Genomic DNA, 20816 nt, shown 5'->3' with positions numbered 1-20816 from the left:
ATAGAAAAAAGCTCAGAGCTGTTGCACTGAGCATCTTTTTTGCAAACTATTATCTAACGATAAGGGGTCAACGATTAATATTCAACTTTCCACATATATCTTCTCTTCGAAAGAGGATGGTTGCGAGCATCTGCCAGTCTCTCGGCATATTTACGTAGCACGTAGTTAAGGACAAGAGGTGCAACATAGCCCTGTAACTCTGAATCTATTCCATCTAAATCAAGATCTTTTGCATCTAAAACAACGAGCTTTTCTCCATACTTTTTAGAGAAATCCAATGCTCTTTCATCTAATGGTCGTGTTTCATCTAAGCCGAGTAAAATAATGAAAGGTGTGTTTTTGTCGATAATTTCAAAGGGGCCATGGAAATACTCACCTGAGTGTATCGCATTAGAGTGAATCCACTGCATTTCCATTAAGATACAGATGGCAAAGGAGTAAGCGATTCCATAATTAGCACCACTTGCCATTGTATAAATGACTTTCTCATCTTTATAATCTTGGGCAAATTGTTGAGCACTTGCTTCATATTGTTTAGCAGCTATTTCAAACACTCGTTGTAGATTTGCTAAGCTAGATAGCATTTTTTCATATTTATTATTTCCTTCTAATACATTTAAAACACCCATTGTAAGCTGATATAACGTACCTAGATTTGTATCGATAGCATTTGCTTGGTCACCCCACTCATATTTCACAACAAATTCTGATTCTTGAGCTAAAGGTGAACCTTCTTCATTTGTAAAACCGACAGTTACTGCACCTTTACTTCTTGCAAAAGTTGCAGCTTTCACTGTTTCAGGAGTGGTACCTGACATTGAGCATAAAACCACCAGGGCGTTTTCTCCTAGTTTTTTCGGATTACGGTGAATAAATTCATTTGAACTATACACATCTGAAGAAACAAACTTTGCTTCACGATCCATTATGTATTTATTTGGATACATAACAGCAGAGGAACCACCACATGCAACAAAAAAGATGTGGGTAATGGAACGACCCTTTAGGTGGTCTAACACCTTGCCAACTTGTGAATTCATAGCCTTTTGAGAATGTACCATACTTTATTGCCTCCTTTAGTTTTAACTATTACACGTTATAACGAGGTAATACGTTATATAACATCATAATATTTTGTTTTCTTTATATTGTCAACGATTTTTTCATATTCATTTTTTGCTAGAATCAGCTAAATCTCGCAATATATAAGGAAATTGAGGTAGAAGAGCGAATGTAAATGGCAACAATTGACTTATAACATAATATAATGTTATATTATCATAAAGTGCTAATAATTTAGGTGTTTTTCATGTTTGTATGGGTCAATAAGGTACTATTTTTATAACTTAAGAGAGGAGTTATGAAATGGCAAAATTATCGAGAAGACAATTGACGGGAATGAATTTTCACTACAAGCATTATCCTTTTGAATACTTCTTAGATGCAATGGTACGCTACGAATTGAATAATATTGAGGTATGGGGTGCATCTCCACACTTTTATGTAGAAAATATGAGTGTTCAAGAGATAAGAAATGTTAAAAAGGAGATTGATCGACGAAATTTATCAGTCATTTGCTTTACACCTGAACAATGTGTATATCCAATTAATATTGCTGCTAAAGAAGTGGCTATTCGGGAAAAAAGTATCGACTATTTTAAAAAATCAGCTCTGGCGGCAAAAGAACTAGATTCACCTTTGCTTTTAGTAACACCTGGTTGGGGATATGAAAATGAAGATGCAAAGGAAGCATGGAAGCGATCAGAAGAATCGTTAGAAAAGCTTGCTCAAGTTGCTGGAGAATTAGATTTAACATTGGCACTTGAACCGCTGACAAGAATGGAAACGAATATCATTCATAATGCATCACAATTAAAATTGATGTTAGAGGGTGTAAATCATCCAAATCTTAAGGGAATGATTGATACCATTCCTATGGCGTTAGCTGGAGAGGATTTTACAGATTATTTTAATAGCATGAATGAGGAAATTGTTCATATTCATTTTATTGATGGCAAGCCAGAAGGGCATCTTGTATGGGGGGACGGAGTTTTACCGTTGGAAACGTATATTAAACAGTTAAATCAAGCTAACTATAAAGGCTTTCTTTCTCTTGAATATACATCCTATCAATATGTCCAAAATCCAGATGGCGCAATGGAGAGAACAATGAAAGCGTTGTCCAGTCTATTCGGCTAAACGAGTTTATTATTTAATAAGTCATAAGTACAAAAAAGCTTTCTAACACATGTTTTTTCGGAGCTTATCAGTACCTCTAAAGTTGAGACAACTTACATGAAAGCATTATAATATAACTATTATCAAATAGAATAGGTGAAATTATGTTAAGACAAGATGATAAAGTTCCATTATATGTCCAATTAAAGGAAACCATTCGAAGCTCAATTCTGAATGGAGAGTTAAAATACGGAGAAAAAATCCCTACTGAAATTGAACTAAGTGAGATTCATAAGATAAGTCGGATAACGGTCAGAAAAGCAATTCTCGAGCTTGTTGAGGAAGGATATCTCATTAAAAAGCAAGGGAAGGGCACATTCGTTAGTAAACCTAAGATAGAAAGAAAAATTGTTCACTTTCTTAGCTTTTCAGAGGCTTGTAAAGCAAATGGGTTAAAAGTGACTAGCAAAGTAATTAAAAAAGAAATAATTCAGCCAACTCCTAGAGATAGAGAAAAGCTTCAGCTCGATGTTGATGATGCCATGATCTATATCCAAAGAGTGAGGTATGGCGGGGAATCACCTGTTATGCTTGAGAATAATTACTTCTCATATAAAAACTATAATTTTCTCCTTGGTGAGGACTTAGAGAAGTCTTTATACAAAACTCTTGAAGACAAACATCAAATTATACCTTCACATTCAGGCGAACTTTCTTTGGAGATTGTTCGAGCGACAGAAGATCAAACAGAAATACTTAAAGTTGCTACAGGAGAGCCTCTCTTCTATATGGATACCGTCATATTTGATGAAAATGAACGACCAGTCCATATTGGGAAACAGTACATTATTGGAGAAGGATATAAATTTATTTTGAAGTAAAATGTACGTTGGTAGTAACTATGGAAAAAGGTGGATATAAATTATCTACCTTTATCTATTATTTGTTTCGGTGTGATCATATTCGCGTTGAGAGGTTTTACAATGAGGACACAAATATTGAATATAGCCATGCTTCTTGCTGGCTCTTTTATTTATGCATTGGGAATAAATTATTTTGCCATTCCCAATAAATTATCTGAAGGTGGAATAATAGGTGTTACGATTGTTTTGTATTACCTTTTTCAATGGTCACCAGGGGTGGTCAACTTAATCTTAAATGGTTTTTTGTTTGCGCTAGGCTACAAGCTACTTGATAAAAAGGTGATCTTATATACGCTGTTAGCAACAATTTTCTCATCATTTTTTCTGTTTGTCACAGAAGGTTGGGGAGATCCATTAATTGGAGATTCATTATTAGCTGCCTTATTTGCCGGTGTTTTTGTCGGGGGTGGACTTGGCTTAGTTTTCCGAGCAGGTGGATCGATGGGTGGAACGGCAATTCTCGCAAGACTTGGGCAATTATATTTTGGCTGGAGTCTTAGCAGAACAATTTTGATTATTGACCTTATTGTCATCGCGGGCTCTACCTATGTGATCGGTCAGGAAAAAGCAATGTACACCCTTGTTGCAGTATTTATTGGAGCAAAGGCGATTGATCTCGTTATTGAGGGTCTGGACACTCAAAAAGCAGTCACGATCATTTCAGGTTCAACAGAATCGATTTCAAAAGAGATTACATATTCTTTAGCACGTGGAGTAACTGTATTTAACGCTCGCGGTGCATATACTGGTTCAGAGAAAGAAGTTCTATATGTAGTCATTAATCGGCAAGAGCTATCAAAGTTAAAACAGCTTGTTCGCTCAATCGATTCAAAAGCATTTGTAGTCGTCCATGAAGTTCGTGATGTTGTTGGGGGAGGATTTTCTATCGAGAAAGCATAAATAAAGTATATTTCGTATCATTTATTATCTGAATATTTGGACTCGTTTAGCTATCAACATTCCTAAATTGTTATCTCGAATGCTATTTAGTCTTTTGGTTATGGCTTAGCTAAGAAAGGATGTTTCGCATGGAGGAAAACAGCAGTTTAGTGGATGAATTATCAGCTTGGGACAAAAAGCATTTTCTACACCCGACTTCTCCAATTCAACAACAACAAGACCAAGGGCCTGCTTTTATTTTCACAGAAGGTAAAGGAGTCTACCTTCATGATCTATTAGGAAAAAAAGTAATTGATGGTATGTCTTCACTCTGGAATGTAAACATAGGGCATGGAAGAGAGGAACTAGGTTTAATCGCGAGTGACCAAATGACTAAGCTCGCTTTCACTTCAAATTTTGCTACTTTCAGTAATGAACCAGCTATTCGTTTAGCTAAGAAGCTGTCTGACATTTCCCCTGGAAATCTACAAGCTACATTCTTTACGTCGGGTGGATCTGAGGCGAATGATACAGCTTATAAGCTTGCTAGACATTACTGGATGTTAAAAGGACAAAATAATCGTAAAAAAATCATTTCAAGAACAAAATCTTATCATGGAGTTGCAATTGGATCAACAAGTGCTACTGGATTAAAGCCTTTTAGGGATTTTACTAATTCACTTGCACCTGATTTTCTTCACGTCGATAATTTTTCTTCTCAAGCATTACGTGAATTAATTGAAAAAGAGGGACCAGAAACAATTGCTGCTTTTATAGCAGAACCAGTCCAAGGTGCTGGTGGTGTTCATATCGCACCTGAAAACTACTTTAAAGAAGTAAAAGAGATTTGTGAAGAGTATGGCGTGCTATTTATAACCGATGAAGTTATTACCGGGTTTGGGAGAACAGGAAAATACTTTGGAATTGAGCATTATGGTGTTACTCCTGATATGATGTGTTTTGCTAAAGGGGTAACAAGTGGCTACGCACAGTTAGGTGGAGTCATGCTATCAAGTGAAATCTACCAAGTATTCACCGAAATGTCCAAAGGAACACTGCTTCATGGGTATACATACAGTGGACACCCGGTAGCCTGTGCTGTTGCATTGAAGAATATTGAAATAATCGAATCAGAACATCTAATAGCCAATGCTAATCAGTTAGGAAATGAGTTATTAAAAGGACTGCAAAATGTTCAAAATAAATGTGGAATTGTCGGTGAAGTAAGAGGTCTAGGCTTAATGGGTGCAGTAGAAATTGTGAAAAATAAATCTTCACAAGAGAGATATACGAATCCAGTGGCTCCATTAATTGTTTCAGCAGCTGCAAAGAATGGACTAATCTGTAGATCAGTTGTTTTTGATGGTCAAGATACGCTAGTATTCGCTCCACCTTTGAGTATCACCAAGGAAGAGCTACAAACTTTGGTACAAATTTTAACTGAATCGATCCTATCTATTGAAGGCACTTATTGAGTTTAAAGTTATAAAGCATTTCTTCATAACGAGGAATGCTTTTTTATTTTCAAAAAAATTGAAGAGTATTAAAAAATCGATAATAATATATTAAGAAAAAGCAATAACTTATTGATATACGTAACGGCTGCTTGAGTTAAACAACAAATCTCAAAGGACTAGGATACTCTCCTAGTCCTATTTCGTTTTATTTAGAACCTGATAAGCGAGCGGAAGCTGAATAAATCTTACAATGCACACAAGCCACAGATTTTCATAGTCGCTTGTATTGGCGTTTAAAAAGGTCTCTTCTCCCAATTTGCTACATTAAGCAATTTAGCTTTTGAAAAATTTCTACTTAAACTATTTTAATAACTACATAATTAAAAACATAGGTACAGGTTAAACTAAAAAAAAAGTAAAGTAAGGGTTGGTAAGTATGCACGTTGCGATTACAGTTTTAACCATATTGGCTTCTTTGAAGTGGGGAAATTGGAAAAGATGGAAAGATTATCATCCGAGCATGCTTTTTATTGCTACAGGTGGTTTACTTTACGAATACATTGTAAAAGAAAATACTTTGTGGAAGTTTCATCCTGATTTATTTTATGGGCATGATATGACGGTAATTGTTTATGCTCTTATTACTATGCCAATTAGTATTTTTCTATTTCTATCTCATTTTCCCCAAAAATGGTTTAAGCGTTTGACTTACATAATAGTTTGGTCTGGAATTTATATTGCTGTTGAGTGGACACTATTGGTGTTTGGGAGAATTTCCTATCAGAATGGTTGGAGATTTTGGTATTCATTTCTTTTTGACCTTGCTATGTTCTCTGTTATTGCACTGCATCAACATAACCCTACAAGGGCATATATTATTTCAATATTTATTATCATTTTTTTGATTTATTACTTCCAAGTACCTTTTAAGTTTGCTAAATAATCAGCCTCATATAATTACCTCGCTTGTGATTAATAGGTACAAGTGGATATGTTTTCCAGCTACCAAAACAAGGTGGCTTTTTGTTATTGAACAAATGAAGCAGGAACTGGAAGGAGAAGTACTATCTAATCTTTGTTTAAAATGAGCTCGAGCAATTACGAGTTTGTTCTTGGAGATAAAACAGTTTTGTATAAAAGGACGTTGAAACCCAATTTATAGTGATAATATTTTATGAATTGGAAAATAATAATTCTTATGAAAGGATGGATTGCGAATGTCTGTGAAAAAGTGGTTAACAGGATTGGTCGTTTTGCTTGTGATGATTGTGGTTGGGACAACTCCAAGCTCACTCGGTGTATTTGCCGAATCCGGCATCGTATCACAACCTATTGAGACCGTGAAAGCGATTGAAGTCGAGTTGAACGATGATTACTTTAATCCGAAAGTCATCACTATTCCCAATGGAAGAACGACAACGTTGATATTGAAAAACAATGGTAAGAAAGAGCACACCTTCACAGTGGAAAAGCTCAGAATTGACGCTGAAGTCCAGCCGGGAAAAGAAAAAACCATTTCCGTGAAAACGAAAAATCCCGGTACATATGAACTTATATGTCGGTACCATTTCAATGAAGGAATGGTTGGGAAAGTAATAGTCAAATAACAAGCAGGGCCAAACGGTCTTGCTTGTAGAATTCTAACTGAGCCGACATCTTTGATAATGTTATTTTATTTCGGTCTCTTGCGACTAGGTGAAAAGCTAAAGTTGGTAAAAAATGAACTTGGTAATATATCACCAACCTGATACTGTCCATTTTGGTACTAAAGCCCTCGTTAATGTAATAAGCGGAAATGAATAAAGAGTTACTTTTTCTTATCAATGTGTGAATGCCTTTTATCAGCCGCATTTAATATAAATATGATAGCAATACCACTAACAATACCTCCTACAATCATCGTAGTCCACGTACCAATAGGGAACAAAAGTGATAACAAAAATAACAATAATCCACTACCTAATATTAAAGAAAAGCCTATTGCAAATGACACCTTTTCAGGTAACGCTTTAATTTTATCTAACATTTTTTCTCCCTCTCTAAGTTATTTAAATGACCAAGCAATTTTTATCTACCCATTATTTTCATTCTAGAACTATAATGGTAAATTCTCAGGTTGACTGTAAATAGCGTTATATCAGTATTTATTCAACGATTTTTTTTTGCCCAAGCCCTATTATAACTAGACGGGCTCAAAATTCCAATAAACGTATATACTGTATTGTCTAAAAGATTCAAAAACGAAGGGAAGAGATATATATGTACGGTTACGAAAACTCTCCACATGTTGCTGGCGCGAATGTTGCGAATGCTCCTCACCAACCAATGATGCCTTACAGTTGTGCGGCTCCTGCTTATGGATATTGTGCTCCTTATCACGGAGGAGGTAATACTTTCGCACTTGTCGTCGTGCTGTTTATCTTATTAATTATTATCGGCGCAACAGTCTACGGTTATAAATGTTAACCACTTACCAGGTGAAAAAGACACTTAAATGTGTCTTTTTTCTTTATGGTGCAGTTTTTTATTAATATGATATTCGTTTATGAAGAGCTTGTAAAATCAAATTAATTTTTAAATACATGTTGTCCAATAACAACCGTTGTCTCTCTTGAATCTAACCATCGGTTTGTAGCAATGTTTGGATTGTAAAAGAATAAGGAATCTTTTGCGATATTTCTCAGTCCAGATAGTACGGCTTGTACAGCTTTGATGGACTCCTTGTCAGCGGGTTGATTTATTTCACCATTTGACACCGGTTGAAATTGTCCTGACTGATAAATGACTTTTTTTATGGAATTAGGAAATTGAGGACTTTCAACTCTATTTAAGACAACAGATGCTACCGCGGCTTTTCCTTCGAAAGATTCTGTTTGTGCTTCTGCTCTTACAAGTCTTGCTAATAAATCTATTTCATCATCCGAGATACTTAATTTATTAGAACGTGTTTTTTTGCTTGTTGCTTCGCGAGAGGGTAAGGGAGAGTTGTTGACTTTATTTGTATAGATGTGCTGACCGACATAAATCAGATCTAAATTATTAATTTGCGGGTTAGCCTTTGCTAATTCTTGTAAAGTAAGATCATTTTCCCGTGCGATGTTCGACATTGTATCTCCTTTTTCAACAGTATAGGCAAAAGCAGGTGCAGCAAAAATAAGAGATGCTAGCAATGCAAGTGCAAAAATTAATTTTTTCAAAATAGATTCCTCCTAGTTGGAATGTTGTTGTGAAACTCTTATCTACGTCTATACCTATGAAAAAATAAAATTGAATAGTATTACAGTTTGTTTACATAGAGATTACGAGGGAATGAAGAACGGCCATTTTAGGAAAAAATTGGTTTTAGAAATGGTTGATGTTGATTTCTATTGTATAGATTAAAGTCCATAGGGTGGGAAGTTGATAGATTCACTTATTGTTATCTTGAAATATCTAGCTCTTTAGTCTTTGTTGGTTGAAAAGAAATCATTTAATGGATCTATTTGTCTAATAAAATAAGAAAGAAATGGTTACTCATTCACTGGAAATAGGAAGGAGTACTTGGGAGAAAAATAGAATAAAAGTATAGATGGAATCAGCAGCATTTATTTATATATTTGAAGGAAAAAGATTAACACTTATATAGAATTAGACAGGAAGGAGTTTAAAAAGATGGATGCTACAAAAAACAATCCAAGCAAATCCAAGCGTGGCCACAGAAAAGAAACTCCCTTACCACTCATGCTACGTGCTTTATTTTTTATAACGATCGGTATACTTATTGTGTATATATACTATCTATCTACTGAAGATCAATTACTTAAACAACTAATTAAAATGTCATCTGTAATTGTAACTATTTTCAAATCCGTTCCAATGCCTATTTTTATCATTATTGGTTATACACTTTTGATTTTTTATGCTGGTTATCAAGTAGGTAGGAAGAAGAATTAGGTATTTAAAAATTATCATCTTCATTGTTTACGGTAATTTTATATGATATATTTACCACATCACTTATTAAAGATGTTTAATAAGTTTTGGATACTTATTAAAATACTTTAATAAGTTCAATTAAATAGGTGGTGACACAAGTGAATGCAACCCCAAAATCAATGAGGAAGGTAATCCTTCGCGGTATTCGTAAATCTCTCTTAGAACTTGGTAGCGCAACGAAAGTTGAACTTAGCGAAAAATTAGGAATTAGTTTCCCTACAATAAGTAAATTCTTAGTACAGATGGAAAAGGACGGGGAACTTATTCTAGTCGGTCTTGATGATTCGAGTGGTGGAAGAAGGGCAAAAAGATATACATACAATCCAGAGTATATGTTAGGGTTGGCAATCTTTTTGGAGAGAACAGAAACAAATTATATTGTTTTTAACTGTCTAGGAGAAGTGAAGGATTCAGGAAAAACATCAAGTGTATTAGTAGATGTTGATTTAACATTTCTAACGGAGTGTATTGAGGAGATAATGAAGAAATATCCAAAAATTAGCTCTATAGCTATTGGTGTACCTGGTTCAGTTGATAATGGGCGTATCTTTTATATACCTGGTTATGAACATCTTCAAAATTTTGACTTGCAGGAATTCTTGGAGAATCAGTTCTCTATACCTGTTGTAATAGAGAACGATATGAATGCTGCAGTGCTTGGATATCACGATAATATGGGAATCAAGGACAATAAATCCCTTATATATTTGTATTCTGGTCAAAATGGTCCAGGCGCAGGAATCATGATAAATGGAGATGTGGTGAGAGGAAGTACTTTCTTCTCAGGAGAGGTTTCATTCGTCCCTCAGTACGATGATCGAAATTTTCGGGAAGCTTTGGAATACGGAAGTGGACCTATTAAAAGTACGATCAGTCACGATTATGAGATTGACGCAATTAGCAGATTAGTAGCCTCTTTTGTTGCTATCATTAACCCTCATGCCATCATTTTTTGTAATGATGAAGTTGAAAAAGAGATATTAAACAAAATTACTATAGGTAGCTCAAATTATATCCCGTCAGAACATATTCCAGAGCTTACTATGAGTGATTGGAAACAAGATTACTTATATGGATTACAAAGTCTCGGACTCGATCTCATGATGAACGAAACAAGTAAGTAAACAAAGAAGACAATACAATTTAATACTAATTAATTAAAGGTGAGGTTTAAAAATGACAACATTCCTTTTGGTCATCATTTATTTGGCTTTTATCAGCTTAGGTTTACCAGATTCATTATTGGGGGTAGCGTGGCCAGTGATGCAATCGGACTATGGGGCGCCACTTGAGACTGCTGGATTCCTTTTTATGACGATTGCAGGTGGTACCATTATCTCGAGTTTAGCCAGTGGAAAGATACTTAAAAGGTTCGGAACTGGCAAGGTCACATTTGTCAGCGTCTTAATGACTGCTGGTGCTTTGCTAGGATTTTATTTTGCTCCATCTGTTGTTTGGTTATTTGTATGTACCATACCACTTGGATTAGGTGCCGGGGCTGTTGATGCAGGGTTAAATGATTATGTTGCTACACATTATAAGGCACATCATATGAGTTGGTTACATTGTTTTTGGGGAGTCGGAGCCACTTTTGGGCCAATCATTATGGCTCAGTTTATTTCAGGGCAATCTTTTTGGAGAGATGGATATTTTGCTATATCTGGAATTCAGTTTGCGTTAGTTATCATCCTTTTCTTGACTTTGCCCTTATGGAACAGAGTGACAAAAAATAGCAATATTCCTTTTAATGATGACACCGAAGATTCAAAAGCTGTAATTAATGATGAAGATGCTATAGATGTAAAACCATTACAAATTAAAGGAGTTAAAATGGCTCTTGTCTCCTTCTTGTTTTATTGTGGGGTTGAATCAACAGTGGGTCTTTGGGGAAGTAGCTTTTTGGTAAATGTCAGGGAGCTACCCGCAGCAGTTGCTGCCGGGTGGGTTTCCTTTTATTACGCAGGAATAACAATTGGTAGATTTATTACAGGCTTTATTACCTTTAAAGTTAGTAATCTTATTCTCATTCGGACCGGACAAATAATTGCATTAGCTGGTGCCATACTTCTATTCCTACCATTGCCGACCACCTTCTCACTAGTAGGTTTTATTATGATTGGATTAGGATTAGCACCAATATTTCCATGTATGTTACATGAGACACCATCACGTTTTGGGAAGAAGCATTCCCAGACCATAATGGGTTATCAAATGGCTGTTGCCTATACAGGTAGTACATTTATACCGCCTCTTATTGGTTTCATTGCATCTCATTCAACAATAGGAATCTTCCCAGTTTGTATTGTTTTATTTGTTGCTGCAATGTTTCTAAGTTCAGAAAAATTAAATAGCTTTTTGAAAAAGAAAGTTTTACTAAAGAGGAATGATACAAGTTCGACAGCAATTTGATCCATAAGGATTAACGCTTTTTTCTTTGGAAGTTATTGTACCGACGGTGGAGTTTGTATTAGGAAATAATTGTAAAATGGTTAAATAATTGATATAATAATAAGTATCTTTTATTAATTGAGGTGGTATTATGATTTGGTTATATTTATTGATACCCGTCGTTATATTAGGTGGTATAGCTGTTTATTTTGAAAAGAAATCTGGTATGACCCCTCCTGATGAAAATAATCAAGCTGAAAAGTTAGGGGAAGTAATAACACAAAATGGCATTAATTCTTATGGAACAGGAATAGAAAGAGAGTAAAATTCAACTTACGAGTGCATTACTTCAATTAGGGGTAATGCACTTTCTTATTGAAGTTGCAGTTTTGTTTAAGAAGGAACGCCTTATTAGGAACATACGGTTTACAGGCTCAAGCCAAGAAGTAAAAGAATATAGATAGATAAGTACCATTGAGATTGGAGTGAACAAGAAGCATGTCATCAGATAGATCTCGTTTATATATTCAGCATATTCTTGAGCCTGGTTACAAGTTTACAAAAAAACATTTTCTAAGTTTTATGTTAGAAATTAATATTGCCCATGCCGATATGTTGGCCCATAAAAAAATTTTACAGAATCATGATGCAAAAAAAATAATTTTAGCCAATCAACAGCTATTAGCAAAAGGGTTCCAGGAGGAGTATAACCCAGCATATGAAGATTTATTTTTTATGATTGAAGCGGAATTGAAAAAGGAAATTGGTGATGAATTAGTCGGTAACATGCATATTGCATTAAGTAGGAACGATCTAGATGCAACGATGTACCGGATGTTTTGGCGAGAAAGGCTCGTCCATTGGATGAGTTTACTTATAGACATGAAAAAAGTACTGCTACAGCTTGCGAAGGAGCATGCATTAACAGTTATGCCAGCATATACACATAACCAGCAAGCCCAGCCGACGACATTTGCTCATTATATTCTTGCGACCTGCAACCATTTAGAAAGAGATCTCGATCGAGGATTTGGCTTACTTCAACGTATAAACCAATCTCCAATGGGAGCAGCAGCTTTAGGCACGACAGGCTTTCCAATTGATCGCCACTATATCTCCAAAAAACTAGCCTTTGATAAGCCTCTAGATAATTCCTATGATGCTATTAGTGCTGCAGATTACATGCTTGAGATCGTCAGCACATTATCAATTACCTTAACTACCTTGTCTCGTTTCGTCTTTGATTTAATGTTTTTGGCAACAAATGAGGTAGATGGTATAGAATTGGATGAAAGCTTGGTCCAAACCTCAAGTATTATGCCACAAAAACGAAACCCTTCATCCTTAGAACATACACGATCACTGATTAGTAGAACAATAGGGGAATTGCAATCTGCATTTATGATGACTCATAGTGTACCATTTGGTGATATTGTTGATATTGGTGATGATATTCAACCCATTATCGAACAGGGTTTTTCGCATTCTTTTCAAATTGTCGAGTTGTTAACAGAAATTATTAGTAAAATGACGATAAATAAAGATAAGTTATTAAAACGTTGTCAAGAGGGATTCTCAACTGTCACCGAACTAGCAGACGTTCTTGTAAGAGATTACAAGCTTTCGTTTCGTCAATCACATCAGATTATTCAAACATTTGTAAAAAGGGTAAATGATGCAGGGTTAAGTTTGAATGATGGAAATGTAGAGTTAATAAATGACATTGCGAAAGAAATGTGTGATATTGAACTAGCTCTAACAGAGGAACACTATAAAAAGGCGATTGATCCTTATCAATTTATTGTTGTTCGTTCGATCATGGGAGGACCAAATCCGAAAGAAACGGAAAGACAGATGCTTTTATCAGCCCAGCGATTAGGAGATATAATTAGTGAATTGAATGTGTGGAAGAATAAATTTAAAACATACAAAGCTGAATTTAGAAAATAGTAATGTATTGTATCGTAGTATTTACCATTTTCTCCTTAAAATGATCATCTATAAATTACGGAGTTAGAAGAACCAGTTAAAAATTGAATGTTTAAAGTTTTAAGGCATTTCTGTGTAATGAGGAATGCTTTTTTATTATTTTTAAAATGAAAAGTATATTCACATAACAATAACAACATAATAAAAATCAATAATATTTTATTTCAAAACGATAAAATATATGTTAAAGTCAAATTTACAATAAATAAGTGAGGTGCTTTATATGAAACGAGGTTCAACAATCTTTTTGAAAATAGCTGTATTTCTAATTGGAACTCCAGTTCTTGCTTTATGTATATTTGGTTTGCCCATATTAGCTAAGGAAGCAGCAGAAACTAATTCGGAGTTCGCTTATGTACTATATGGCATTTTAATAGTTATGTATGTTTCGGCGATTCCGTTTTTCGTTGCATTGTATCAGGCTTTTAAACTTTTAAGTTATATTGACAAGAACAAGGCGTTCTCGGAGATATCTGTAAAAGCTCTAAAAAATATAAAATTTTGTGCAATTACAATCAGTTGCTTATATGTGGTTGGTATGCCTTTCTTCTTTATCTTTGCAGAGTTAGACGATGCCCCAGGTGTCATTTTAATTGGCATGGTCTTTATTTTTGCTCCAATTGTTATCGCAGTCTTTGCTGCTGTTCTCCAAAGACTTTTGCAGGAAGCTATTAATATAAAATCTGAAAATGATTTAACGGTCTGAGGTGAAAACAATGGCGATTATAATCAATATTGATGTGATGTTGGCTAAAAGGAAAATGAGCGTAACAGAACTTTCGGAGAGGGTAGGAATAACGATGGCAAATCTTTCTATATTGAAAAATGGAAAAGCAAAGGCGATTCGATTATCAACTTTAGAGGCGATTTGTAAGGCTTTAGAATGTCAGCCTGGAGATATTTTAGAATACAAAAGTGACGAAGACACGCGAGAATAAGTGATTAGGGATTTTAGTTGAAAAAGACCATCCAAAATGATGGTCTATTTTTTATGTCTCAACTCGCAATATTATTGTTTAACAGAGCCTAAACTAACAGGATAGAGTTACACATGGAGAATACAGTAACTGAAGAATAAGTTTCCCATTAGGAGCACCCTTTACGATGCTCATTTTTTTGGTTTAGTGTTCATCATTATCTGTTATCACATTAGAACTATAATCTATTTTTAACCAATCTACTGGACTTATATTAACTTTGCCGGCCCCTGCATATTTTTTGAGCGTTGATACAACGCTGTTTAAAGGAAGTACATTATAAGTATAAGGTAGCTTCTCATTATAATTATATTCGAAGGAAAATGGATCAGTCGGTGGATTTGTTTTACTCATATTTTCACTTCCCACAATATGTGAAGACCATGCCCAATTTCCTATAGTTGATTTGTCATACCATGTAAATCCTTTTGTAAATAGATTTTCACCATTATTGTCCCAACTACTTCCTGTATAAGTTCCATATTTATTTGTTATTTGGGAGTTTACAATTAAATTATTGTTATAAGCGCTTTGAAATAGCTCATCCCAAGGTTCATCCATGTTGGCCGTATCCAGACCTTGAATCTCAGCACCTGTGATTGGCTCGTTAATATCATGGAATACACATGAATCTGCTGCAATAGAAGCCCCATTCCTTGCATTCAGTGCTCGTGATAGTTGATCGGTTCCGTATTCAGAAATAGCGCTTACATTTTCCAAAACATCATAATGAGTTGAATTGTCAACATAACAATTGTATAAATGACCACTACCTTGACGTATCATTGGAATTCTCTGCCCAACATTGGTATAACTGTTATAGGCAAGGGTTAACCGGATTCTTTGATTACCATCTTTTATCTCGCTTCCATTACTAGACACATAATTCACATAGTCTTTATCTCCGGAACCAGTTAAATGCACCTTGCTATGATATGCTGCATATGCCATTATCTGCTCTTTGGTCGCACCGCCATTGCGCATGTTATAGTACACACTATCGGAAGTTAGTTCATTTGAAGCATATTTTTCTTCCATATACTGAATCGATTGATAAATATCACTATCCTCTGTCGGATTCTCATTTGCAGGTAATCCGAATTCAGACCAGGAAATGGTAATATTGGAGCCACCATTCTCAGTATCAATTAATCCATCTGCTGCAATGGAAAATTTACTATGGTCTATCCATACATTATTTGCACCATTTACCTTAATAAAAGTCCAGCCTACTTCCTTATGTTTTCCAGTATCATCCCATTGCCACATTCCATCAAAATTCAGATTCCTAATGACAATATCATTACTTGTTCTTTGTAATTTTAATTCTGCATGCCTAATTGTCTTGCCTTTTTTTGAAAAAATAGTTAATCCATCGACGTCAGAAACACTTAATTGTGAAACACCAGAGGAAGCTAACGTTGGATTTGTAAATCCGTTCATAGGATCCCGATATTTTGTTATAAAATTATACTTTTTAGCTTCTTCTGAACTTAGATTTAATTCTGCCCACCCTAAGTTCATATCTCTCGCTACTTCTATTACTTTCACACTACCATTTTTAGCATCCAATATTGCCTGTAAAAACTCTCTTTCCGTTTTAACCTTACGATAAGAAGAGGTTCCTATATAATTGCTTCGATCATTAACTCCTAATGACGCAAAACCGGTTACTGACAGAAAATTATTGTCGTACTCCATAATGTTTCTTGTTGTGTTTGGTATAGAATCAATAACTTCCGCATTTGCTACATTATTTTCACCCAATAATATCGATGAAGTAAGAAATGATAGAACCAATAACCAGATTATTGCCTTGTTAAATTTCATAAAATTCCTCCTCTTGATTATTTAATTTTAAAAGAACTTTTGACACTCTAGCATGCTACCATTTGAAATGTGTTTTATTTCAGTTTACTGAAATAATCTGATAATTAGGTTTGGGCGTAATTTATACTGACTGGAGGAATGGCTGGTAATGTTACATGCCAGATTTGGTGAAATCGATTGGAATCAAAGCAAATTAAGACAGTGTATTACTAAAAAAATAAAAAAGGGTGTTTCGGCTGATAAAATGTTTCATTCAGCCTTATATCAAAATACAGGTGGTACATTAAGCAAATTTTTAACTGAATCATGTATCCCTCACACTAATCCCTCCTTCGAATTTTCTTACTGGGATGTTTTTTACATTTCAAAGATATGATATTTACACTCATTACGTCTACAATCATTCTGTCAGAAACTCGCGATTTACGAAGGGAGAAAACGCTCACTTTAACATATGTGATGTAATGATTACTTTTTTAGTGGATTGATTATTGAAATATCAAAAGCTCCTGTTTAGTTAATTAATCCTTATTCAACTTATGAATGGTCTCCTTCATCTAGGGTGCGTTAGCAATATGAATAGATGTTGCTAAGGCATCCTTTTTTCGTTGTTCATCTAACGCAGTTTAGTTTAAAAGGTTATATAGAAAAGGGATTTAACTATTATTAGAGAACTAATAGATTAGAAAGCAATGCTAACTAATCAAAGACACTTAATATGTATTAAAGTGATAAAGGAGTGATTAAATTGAGTAATTTGAAAGTGGTTGGAACATACAAAAGTGATCTGCAAAACTATTCATTGGAACAACTAAGATATAAATCGGCTGAAGGAGTTTGGTCTATCGGTCAAATGTACGATCATTTAATCCTCGTTGCACATGAGTACCTTGACAATGTGGAAACTTGTGCTGCAGAAGAAGAAGAGCAAAAGCTTGGGAAAACGGAGTTTGGTGAGCAATTATATAAAATTGGAGGATTTCCACCAATTAAAATCAAGTTACCAGACGAATTAAATACCCCACCAAGCAATTCAGATAGTAAGGAAAGCCTTATGGTGAGACTAGATCAGGTAATGCAGAGGTTGAGACTATGGGAACCGAAAGTAAATGCTATAAATTCTAATTACAAAGTCAAACATGACGGCTTTGGCTGGCTTAATGCGAGGGAGTGGTACGATCTGGTAAACATGCATTTCCATCATCACTTGCGTCAGAAGCGTGAATTAGAACAAATACTTGTATTTTAAGGACTTACTTGTTTTTGGGTTACTTCAATCCAGAGAAAATGGATGCAATTGACTTGGAGGAAGCAATTAGAGTGGCCTCCTTACATCCGATCACACAATTGGAAGAGGGTGAGCAGTGGAGGAGTAATTAAAAAAAAATTTAGATTTTATAATTAATTGTTAAAAATAATTGGATAGTAATTTTTAGATGGAGAAAAATAATGCTAAAAGTAGTATTTATTATTTTGAGGTGACTCCATGAAAATTAACTTTCCAACTGAGCAAAATAATCGACTTGAAGAACTGAAGTTAGACCAAGAAAAAGGAATAAACAAATGGGTTGATTATTGGTGGGAATATTCATCCTATGATACATGGCAATTTTGGGTTAATGTAGGGATAATTATTATTCCGTTAATTATCCTATATTTTAGAATCGATAGGAAACGGATATTTTTATTAGGTTTTTTGGGATTCAATATACATATATGGGTGGCTTATACTGATTTAATACTTACAAGGTATAACTTTATAGAATACCCTTATAAAGTTATACCTTTAATTCCAGTTCACTTTGGATTTGATACTTCGTTAGTTCCAGTAATGTTTATATTATTATATCAATGGACATTAAATAAAAATAAAAATTTCTACTTATATTCTTTATTATTGATTGCTTTTATATCTTTTGTATTGAAACCGTTATTAAGTACATATCATCTTATGCATCTAAAAAATGGTGCTAGTTATTTCTATATGTTTATTGGATATATCATAATTATACTAATTTCTATAGGTATAACTAATATATTTCAATACCTTCATAATAAAGCAGAAATTGATTGATCGTATAAAGAAAATGGGGTGTTCAACAAACGGATTTCTAAAGCGCACTAAAGGATTTTCAAAACAAAGAAGAAATGTTTATGTTTGACTAGTAAAATGAAGTCTTGATACTATAAAAAGATAAATATAAAAGTTCGTATCTCAAATGTGATACTAAAGTAAAAAAAGAAACCCTAGAATAGGTGGTACACATGGAATGGAATCAAATCAAAAAAATCAACTAATTTCTAGTTGGTTATCTTTTACACATGTACAAATGAAAGTTACGGATGAATTAGAAAGCATCCTGCAACAAAATCATCAACTTTCTTTAAAAGAATTTTACGTGCTTTTATTTTTATCAGAAACTCCTGAAAAAAAATTAAAGCTACAACAACTACAGAGTATGGTTGGTTTAAGTCAGAGCGCTATGTCAAGACTTGTTAGCAGATTTGAAGCAAAGGGCTGTGGAGCCTTAAAAAGACATATTTGTGTAGATGATCGCCGAGCCATTTATACATCTTTGACAAACGAAGGCGAAGAAAAACTAAAAAAAGCTCTAGGTACAATTAATGAAACTCTTGCAAATGCTTTTTCAAGAGAAGATATCCAAAAAGAGCTACAAGGCTTAATCAATCAAATAAAATGATAAAGTATTATATTTTCGAATTGATCATTTTATTCAATATATAATTGTCAGTAATGGATTCATTATTTTTAGTTGATGCTTTATATTTGACGGGAAGATTTGTCATATGCTAATTTGTATGCATGCACATACATTAAAAGGTAAACTTTTTGAATTAACCTGCAAAAAAAGGGACTCATTTGTGAATGATACTTAATAGAATTCATCATTATACTAAAATGTGATGTAAAAGCCGATTTATACTACTATCTACAATAATGTACACCCATGCTATTATAAAAAAGGAGTTTTTTTATGGAACATTTATTTAGCCCTTATAAGATTAAAGGACTTGAGTTAAAGAACCGCGTGGTGATGCCACCAATGTGTCAATACTCGGTAACAAATAAGGATGGAATCGCGACTGATTGGCACTACATTCATTATGTTAGCCGTGCCATTGGTGGTGCTAGTTTAATCATAATTGAAATGACGGATGTCGAGCCAGATGGCCGTATTTCAGATTATGATTTAGGTCTGTGGTCAGATGAGCAAATTCCTGCACTAGAAAGAATTGTAGAAGCTTGTCACAAGCATGGCGCAAAAGTTGGAATTCAAATTGCTCACGCAGGGCGCAAAGCTGAGGATGCGGATGAGCCAGTTGCACCGTCTGCGATTCCCTTTGATGAAAAGTCAAAAACACCAAGAGAGCTTTCCACAGAAGAAGTGAAAGAAATGGTAGAAAAATTCCGTTTAGCTGTTGGTCGAGCGGTTAAAGCAGGGGTTGATGTAATCGAACTACACGGTGCCCACGGCTACTTGATTCATCAATTCCATTCAGCTTATACGAATAAAAGAGCAGATGAATATGGAAAAGAATTAACAAAATTTGGAGTAGAAATCATTCAAGCTGCAAAAAACGAGATGCCTGCTGAGATGCCGTTAATCATGCGTATATCTGCAAGAGAATACGTAGAAGGAGGATACGGGATCAACGAAGCAATCGAATTTTCTAGAGTCTATCAAAAAGCTGGGGTCGATCTATTTCATGTAAGTGCAGGGGGCGAGGGGCCAATTGCTGCTGCCGGAAAGCCTGGGACACATGTCGCGTATCAAGTGCCTTTAGCAAGAGCAATAAAGCAAGAACTAAATATTCCAGTCATTGCGGTTGGTCGATTGGATGAACCTGTACTTGCAAATGCTGTCATCGGTAATGACGAGGCAGACCTTGTGGCTATTGGAAGAGGTATGTTAAGAAATCCTTATTGGGCATTGGAAGCGGCGGCTTTACTTCATAAAGAAATGGATCTGCCTAAACAGTATGTCCCTGGATTTCCAAGAAATTAGTGATGTAGCACGTAATCATAAATGACCTCCATACAAACCTGTTCAAGAACAAGTGTCATGTCGACACTTGTTCTCTGATTTGGTAAGAGGCACTATTCAATTTTATATGCGTCTTAAAATAATCTAAGTGAAAATTGTAGTTAAAGTGAAATAAAGTTTAATAGAAATGTCTGTTTTGACAGAGAGGCGAGA

At 34.8% G+C, this 20816-nt stretch carries 22 protein-coding genes; 18 read left to right on the top strand and 4 right to left on the bottom strand.

Annotated elements, in window-relative coordinates:
- Positions 1-74 precede the first annotated feature (74 nt).
- Positions 75-1061, bottom strand: coding sequence for an SIS domain-containing protein (locus HUW50_RS21695; protein ID WP_066341020.1), 987 nt, complete (start codon positions 1059-1061; stop codon positions 75-77).
- A gap of 304 nt (positions 1062-1365) precedes the next feature.
- Between HUW50_RS21695 and HUW50_RS21690 the strand changes: the two genes are divergently transcribed.
- The 6 genes from HUW50_RS21690 to HUW50_RS21665 all read left to right on the top strand — a co-directional run bounded on the left by HUW50_RS21690 (position 1366) and on the right by HUW50_RS21665 (position 7044).
- Complete coding sequence (locus HUW50_RS21690; RefSeq protein ID WP_185653240.1) at positions 1366-2199, top strand: sugar phosphate isomerase/epimerase family protein; 834 nt, start codon at positions 1366-1368, stop codon at positions 2197-2199.
- 143 nt (positions 2200-2342) lie between these two features.
- Positions 2343-3059, top strand: a complete 717-nt coding sequence (locus HUW50_RS21685; protein WP_185653239.1) for a GntR family transcriptional regulator — start codon at positions 2343-2345, stop codon at positions 3057-3059.
- Positions 3060-3161: 102 nt separating this feature from the next.
- A complete protein-coding gene (locus tag HUW50_RS21680; protein ID WP_066341015.1) occupies positions 3162-4001 on the top strand; it encodes a YitT family protein in 840 nt (279 codons plus the stop codon).
- 128 nt (positions 4002-4129) lie between these two features.
- Positions 4130-5455 (top strand): aminotransferase family protein, encoded by a 1326-nt coding sequence (locus HUW50_RS21675; RefSeq protein ID WP_066341010.1) that lies wholly within the window; start codon positions 4130-4132, stop codon positions 5453-5455.
- 418 nt (positions 5456-5873) lie between these two features.
- On the top strand, positions 5874-6380 hold the full coding sequence (locus HUW50_RS21670) for a CBO0543 family protein (protein WP_066341008.1): 507 nt from the start codon (positions 5874-5876) through the stop codon (positions 6378-6380).
- A 274-nt stretch (positions 6381-6654) separates the two neighbouring features.
- Positions 6655-7044 (top strand): cupredoxin domain-containing protein, encoded by a 390-nt coding sequence (locus tag HUW50_RS21665; protein WP_185653238.1) that lies wholly within the window; start codon positions 6655-6657, stop codon positions 7042-7044.
- Positions 7045-7244: 200 nt separating this feature from the next.
- On the opposite strand, the gene HUW50_RS21660 is transcribed toward HUW50_RS21665, so the two are convergent.
- The gene (locus tag HUW50_RS21660; RefSeq protein ID WP_066341001.1) at positions 7245-7463 is read right to left on the bottom strand and encodes a hypothetical protein; all 219 of its coding nucleotides are present in this window, start codon (positions 7461-7463) and stop codon (positions 7245-7247) included.
- A 299-nt stretch (positions 7464-7762) separates the two neighbouring features.
- Here HUW50_RS21660 and HUW50_RS21655 point away from each other — a divergent pair, with 299 nt between their 5' ends.
- Positions 7763-7903 carry a YjcZ family sporulation protein gene (locus tag HUW50_RS21655; RefSeq protein ID WP_157094553.1) on the top strand — a complete coding sequence of 47 codons (141 nt, stop codon included), beginning with the start codon at positions 7763-7765 and terminating at the stop codon, positions 7901-7903.
- A gap of 101 nt (positions 7904-8004) precedes the next feature.
- On the opposite strand, the gene HUW50_RS21650 is transcribed toward HUW50_RS21655, so the two are convergent.
- A complete protein-coding gene (locus HUW50_RS21650; protein WP_066340997.1) occupies positions 8005-8634 on the bottom strand; it encodes a cell wall hydrolase in 630 nt (209 codons plus the stop codon).
- 454 nt (positions 8635-9088) lie between these two features.
- On the opposite strand from HUW50_RS21650, the gene HUW50_RS21645 reads away from it, so the two are divergent.
- From HUW50_RS21645 to HUW50_RS21615, 7 genes are all read left to right on the top strand, one after another.
- Positions 9089-9370, top strand: a complete 282-nt coding sequence (locus HUW50_RS21645) for a hypothetical protein (protein ID WP_066340994.1) — start codon at positions 9089-9091, stop codon at positions 9368-9370.
- Between the two features lie 131 nt (positions 9371-9501).
- Positions 9502-10536, top strand: coding sequence for an ROK family transcriptional regulator (locus HUW50_RS21640; RefSeq protein WP_185654094.1), 1035 nt, complete (start codon positions 9502-9504; stop codon positions 10534-10536).
- Between the two features lie 52 nt (positions 10537-10588).
- Positions 10589-11821: an MFS transporter gene (locus tag HUW50_RS21635; protein WP_185653237.1), complete on the top strand. Its 1233-nt coding sequence runs from the start codon at positions 10589-10591 to the stop codon at positions 11819-11821.
- 130 nt (positions 11822-11951) lie between these two features.
- Complete coding sequence (locus HUW50_RS21630) at positions 11952-12125, top strand: hypothetical protein (protein WP_157094546.1); 174 nt, start codon at positions 11952-11954, stop codon at positions 12123-12125.
- Between the two features lie 173 nt (positions 12126-12298).
- Complete coding sequence (gene argH, locus HUW50_RS21625; protein ID WP_066340986.1) at positions 12299-13750, top strand: argininosuccinate lyase; 1452 nt, start codon at positions 12299-12301, stop codon at positions 13748-13750.
- A gap of 262 nt (positions 13751-14012) precedes the next feature.
- The gene (locus HUW50_RS21620; protein WP_066340984.1) at positions 14013-14495 is read left to right on the top strand and encodes a DUF2975 domain-containing protein; all 483 of its coding nucleotides are present in this window, start codon (positions 14013-14015) and stop codon (positions 14493-14495) included.
- A 10-nt stretch (positions 14496-14505) separates the two neighbouring features.
- Positions 14506-14727 carry a helix-turn-helix domain-containing protein gene (locus HUW50_RS21615; protein ID WP_066340982.1) on the top strand — a complete coding sequence of 74 codons (222 nt, stop codon included), beginning with the start codon at positions 14506-14508 and terminating at the stop codon, positions 14725-14727.
- Positions 14728-14910: 183 nt separating this feature from the next.
- On the opposite strand, the gene HUW50_RS21610 is transcribed toward HUW50_RS21615, so the two are convergent.
- Positions 14911-16596, bottom strand: a complete 1686-nt coding sequence (locus HUW50_RS21610) for a pectate lyase family protein (RefSeq protein WP_066340980.1) — start codon at positions 16594-16596, stop codon at positions 14911-14913.
- A 748-nt stretch (positions 16597-17344) separates the two neighbouring features.
- Between HUW50_RS21610 and HUW50_RS21605 the strand changes: the two genes are divergently transcribed.
- The 4 genes from HUW50_RS21605 (at position 17345) to HUW50_RS21590 (ending at position 20624) form a co-directional block, all read left to right on the top strand.
- Positions 17345-17845, top strand: coding sequence for a DinB family protein (locus HUW50_RS21605; RefSeq protein WP_066340968.1), 501 nt, complete (start codon positions 17345-17347; stop codon positions 17843-17845).
- A gap of 237 nt (positions 17846-18082) precedes the next feature.
- Complete coding sequence (locus HUW50_RS21600; protein WP_066340965.1) at positions 18083-18670, top strand: CBO0543 family protein; 588 nt, start codon at positions 18083-18085, stop codon at positions 18668-18670.
- A gap of 196 nt (positions 18671-18866) precedes the next feature.
- Complete coding sequence (locus tag HUW50_RS21595) at positions 18867-19298, top strand: MarR family winged helix-turn-helix transcriptional regulator (protein WP_185653236.1); 432 nt, start codon at positions 18867-18869, stop codon at positions 19296-19298.
- A 294-nt stretch (positions 19299-19592) separates the two neighbouring features.
- Entirely contained in the window at positions 19593-20624 is a 1032-nt protein-coding gene (locus HUW50_RS21590; protein ID WP_185653235.1) for an NADH:flavin oxidoreductase/NADH oxidase, read from the top strand.
- Positions 20625-20816: the final 192 nt, after the last annotated feature.

The sequence above is a fragment of the Metabacillus sp. KUDC1714 genome (assembly GCF_014217835.1).
Lineage (GTDB): Bacteria > Bacillota > Bacilli > Bacillales > Bacillaceae > Metabacillus > Metabacillus rhizosphaerae.
This window is presented reverse-complemented; position numbering and strand designations above follow the sequence as displayed.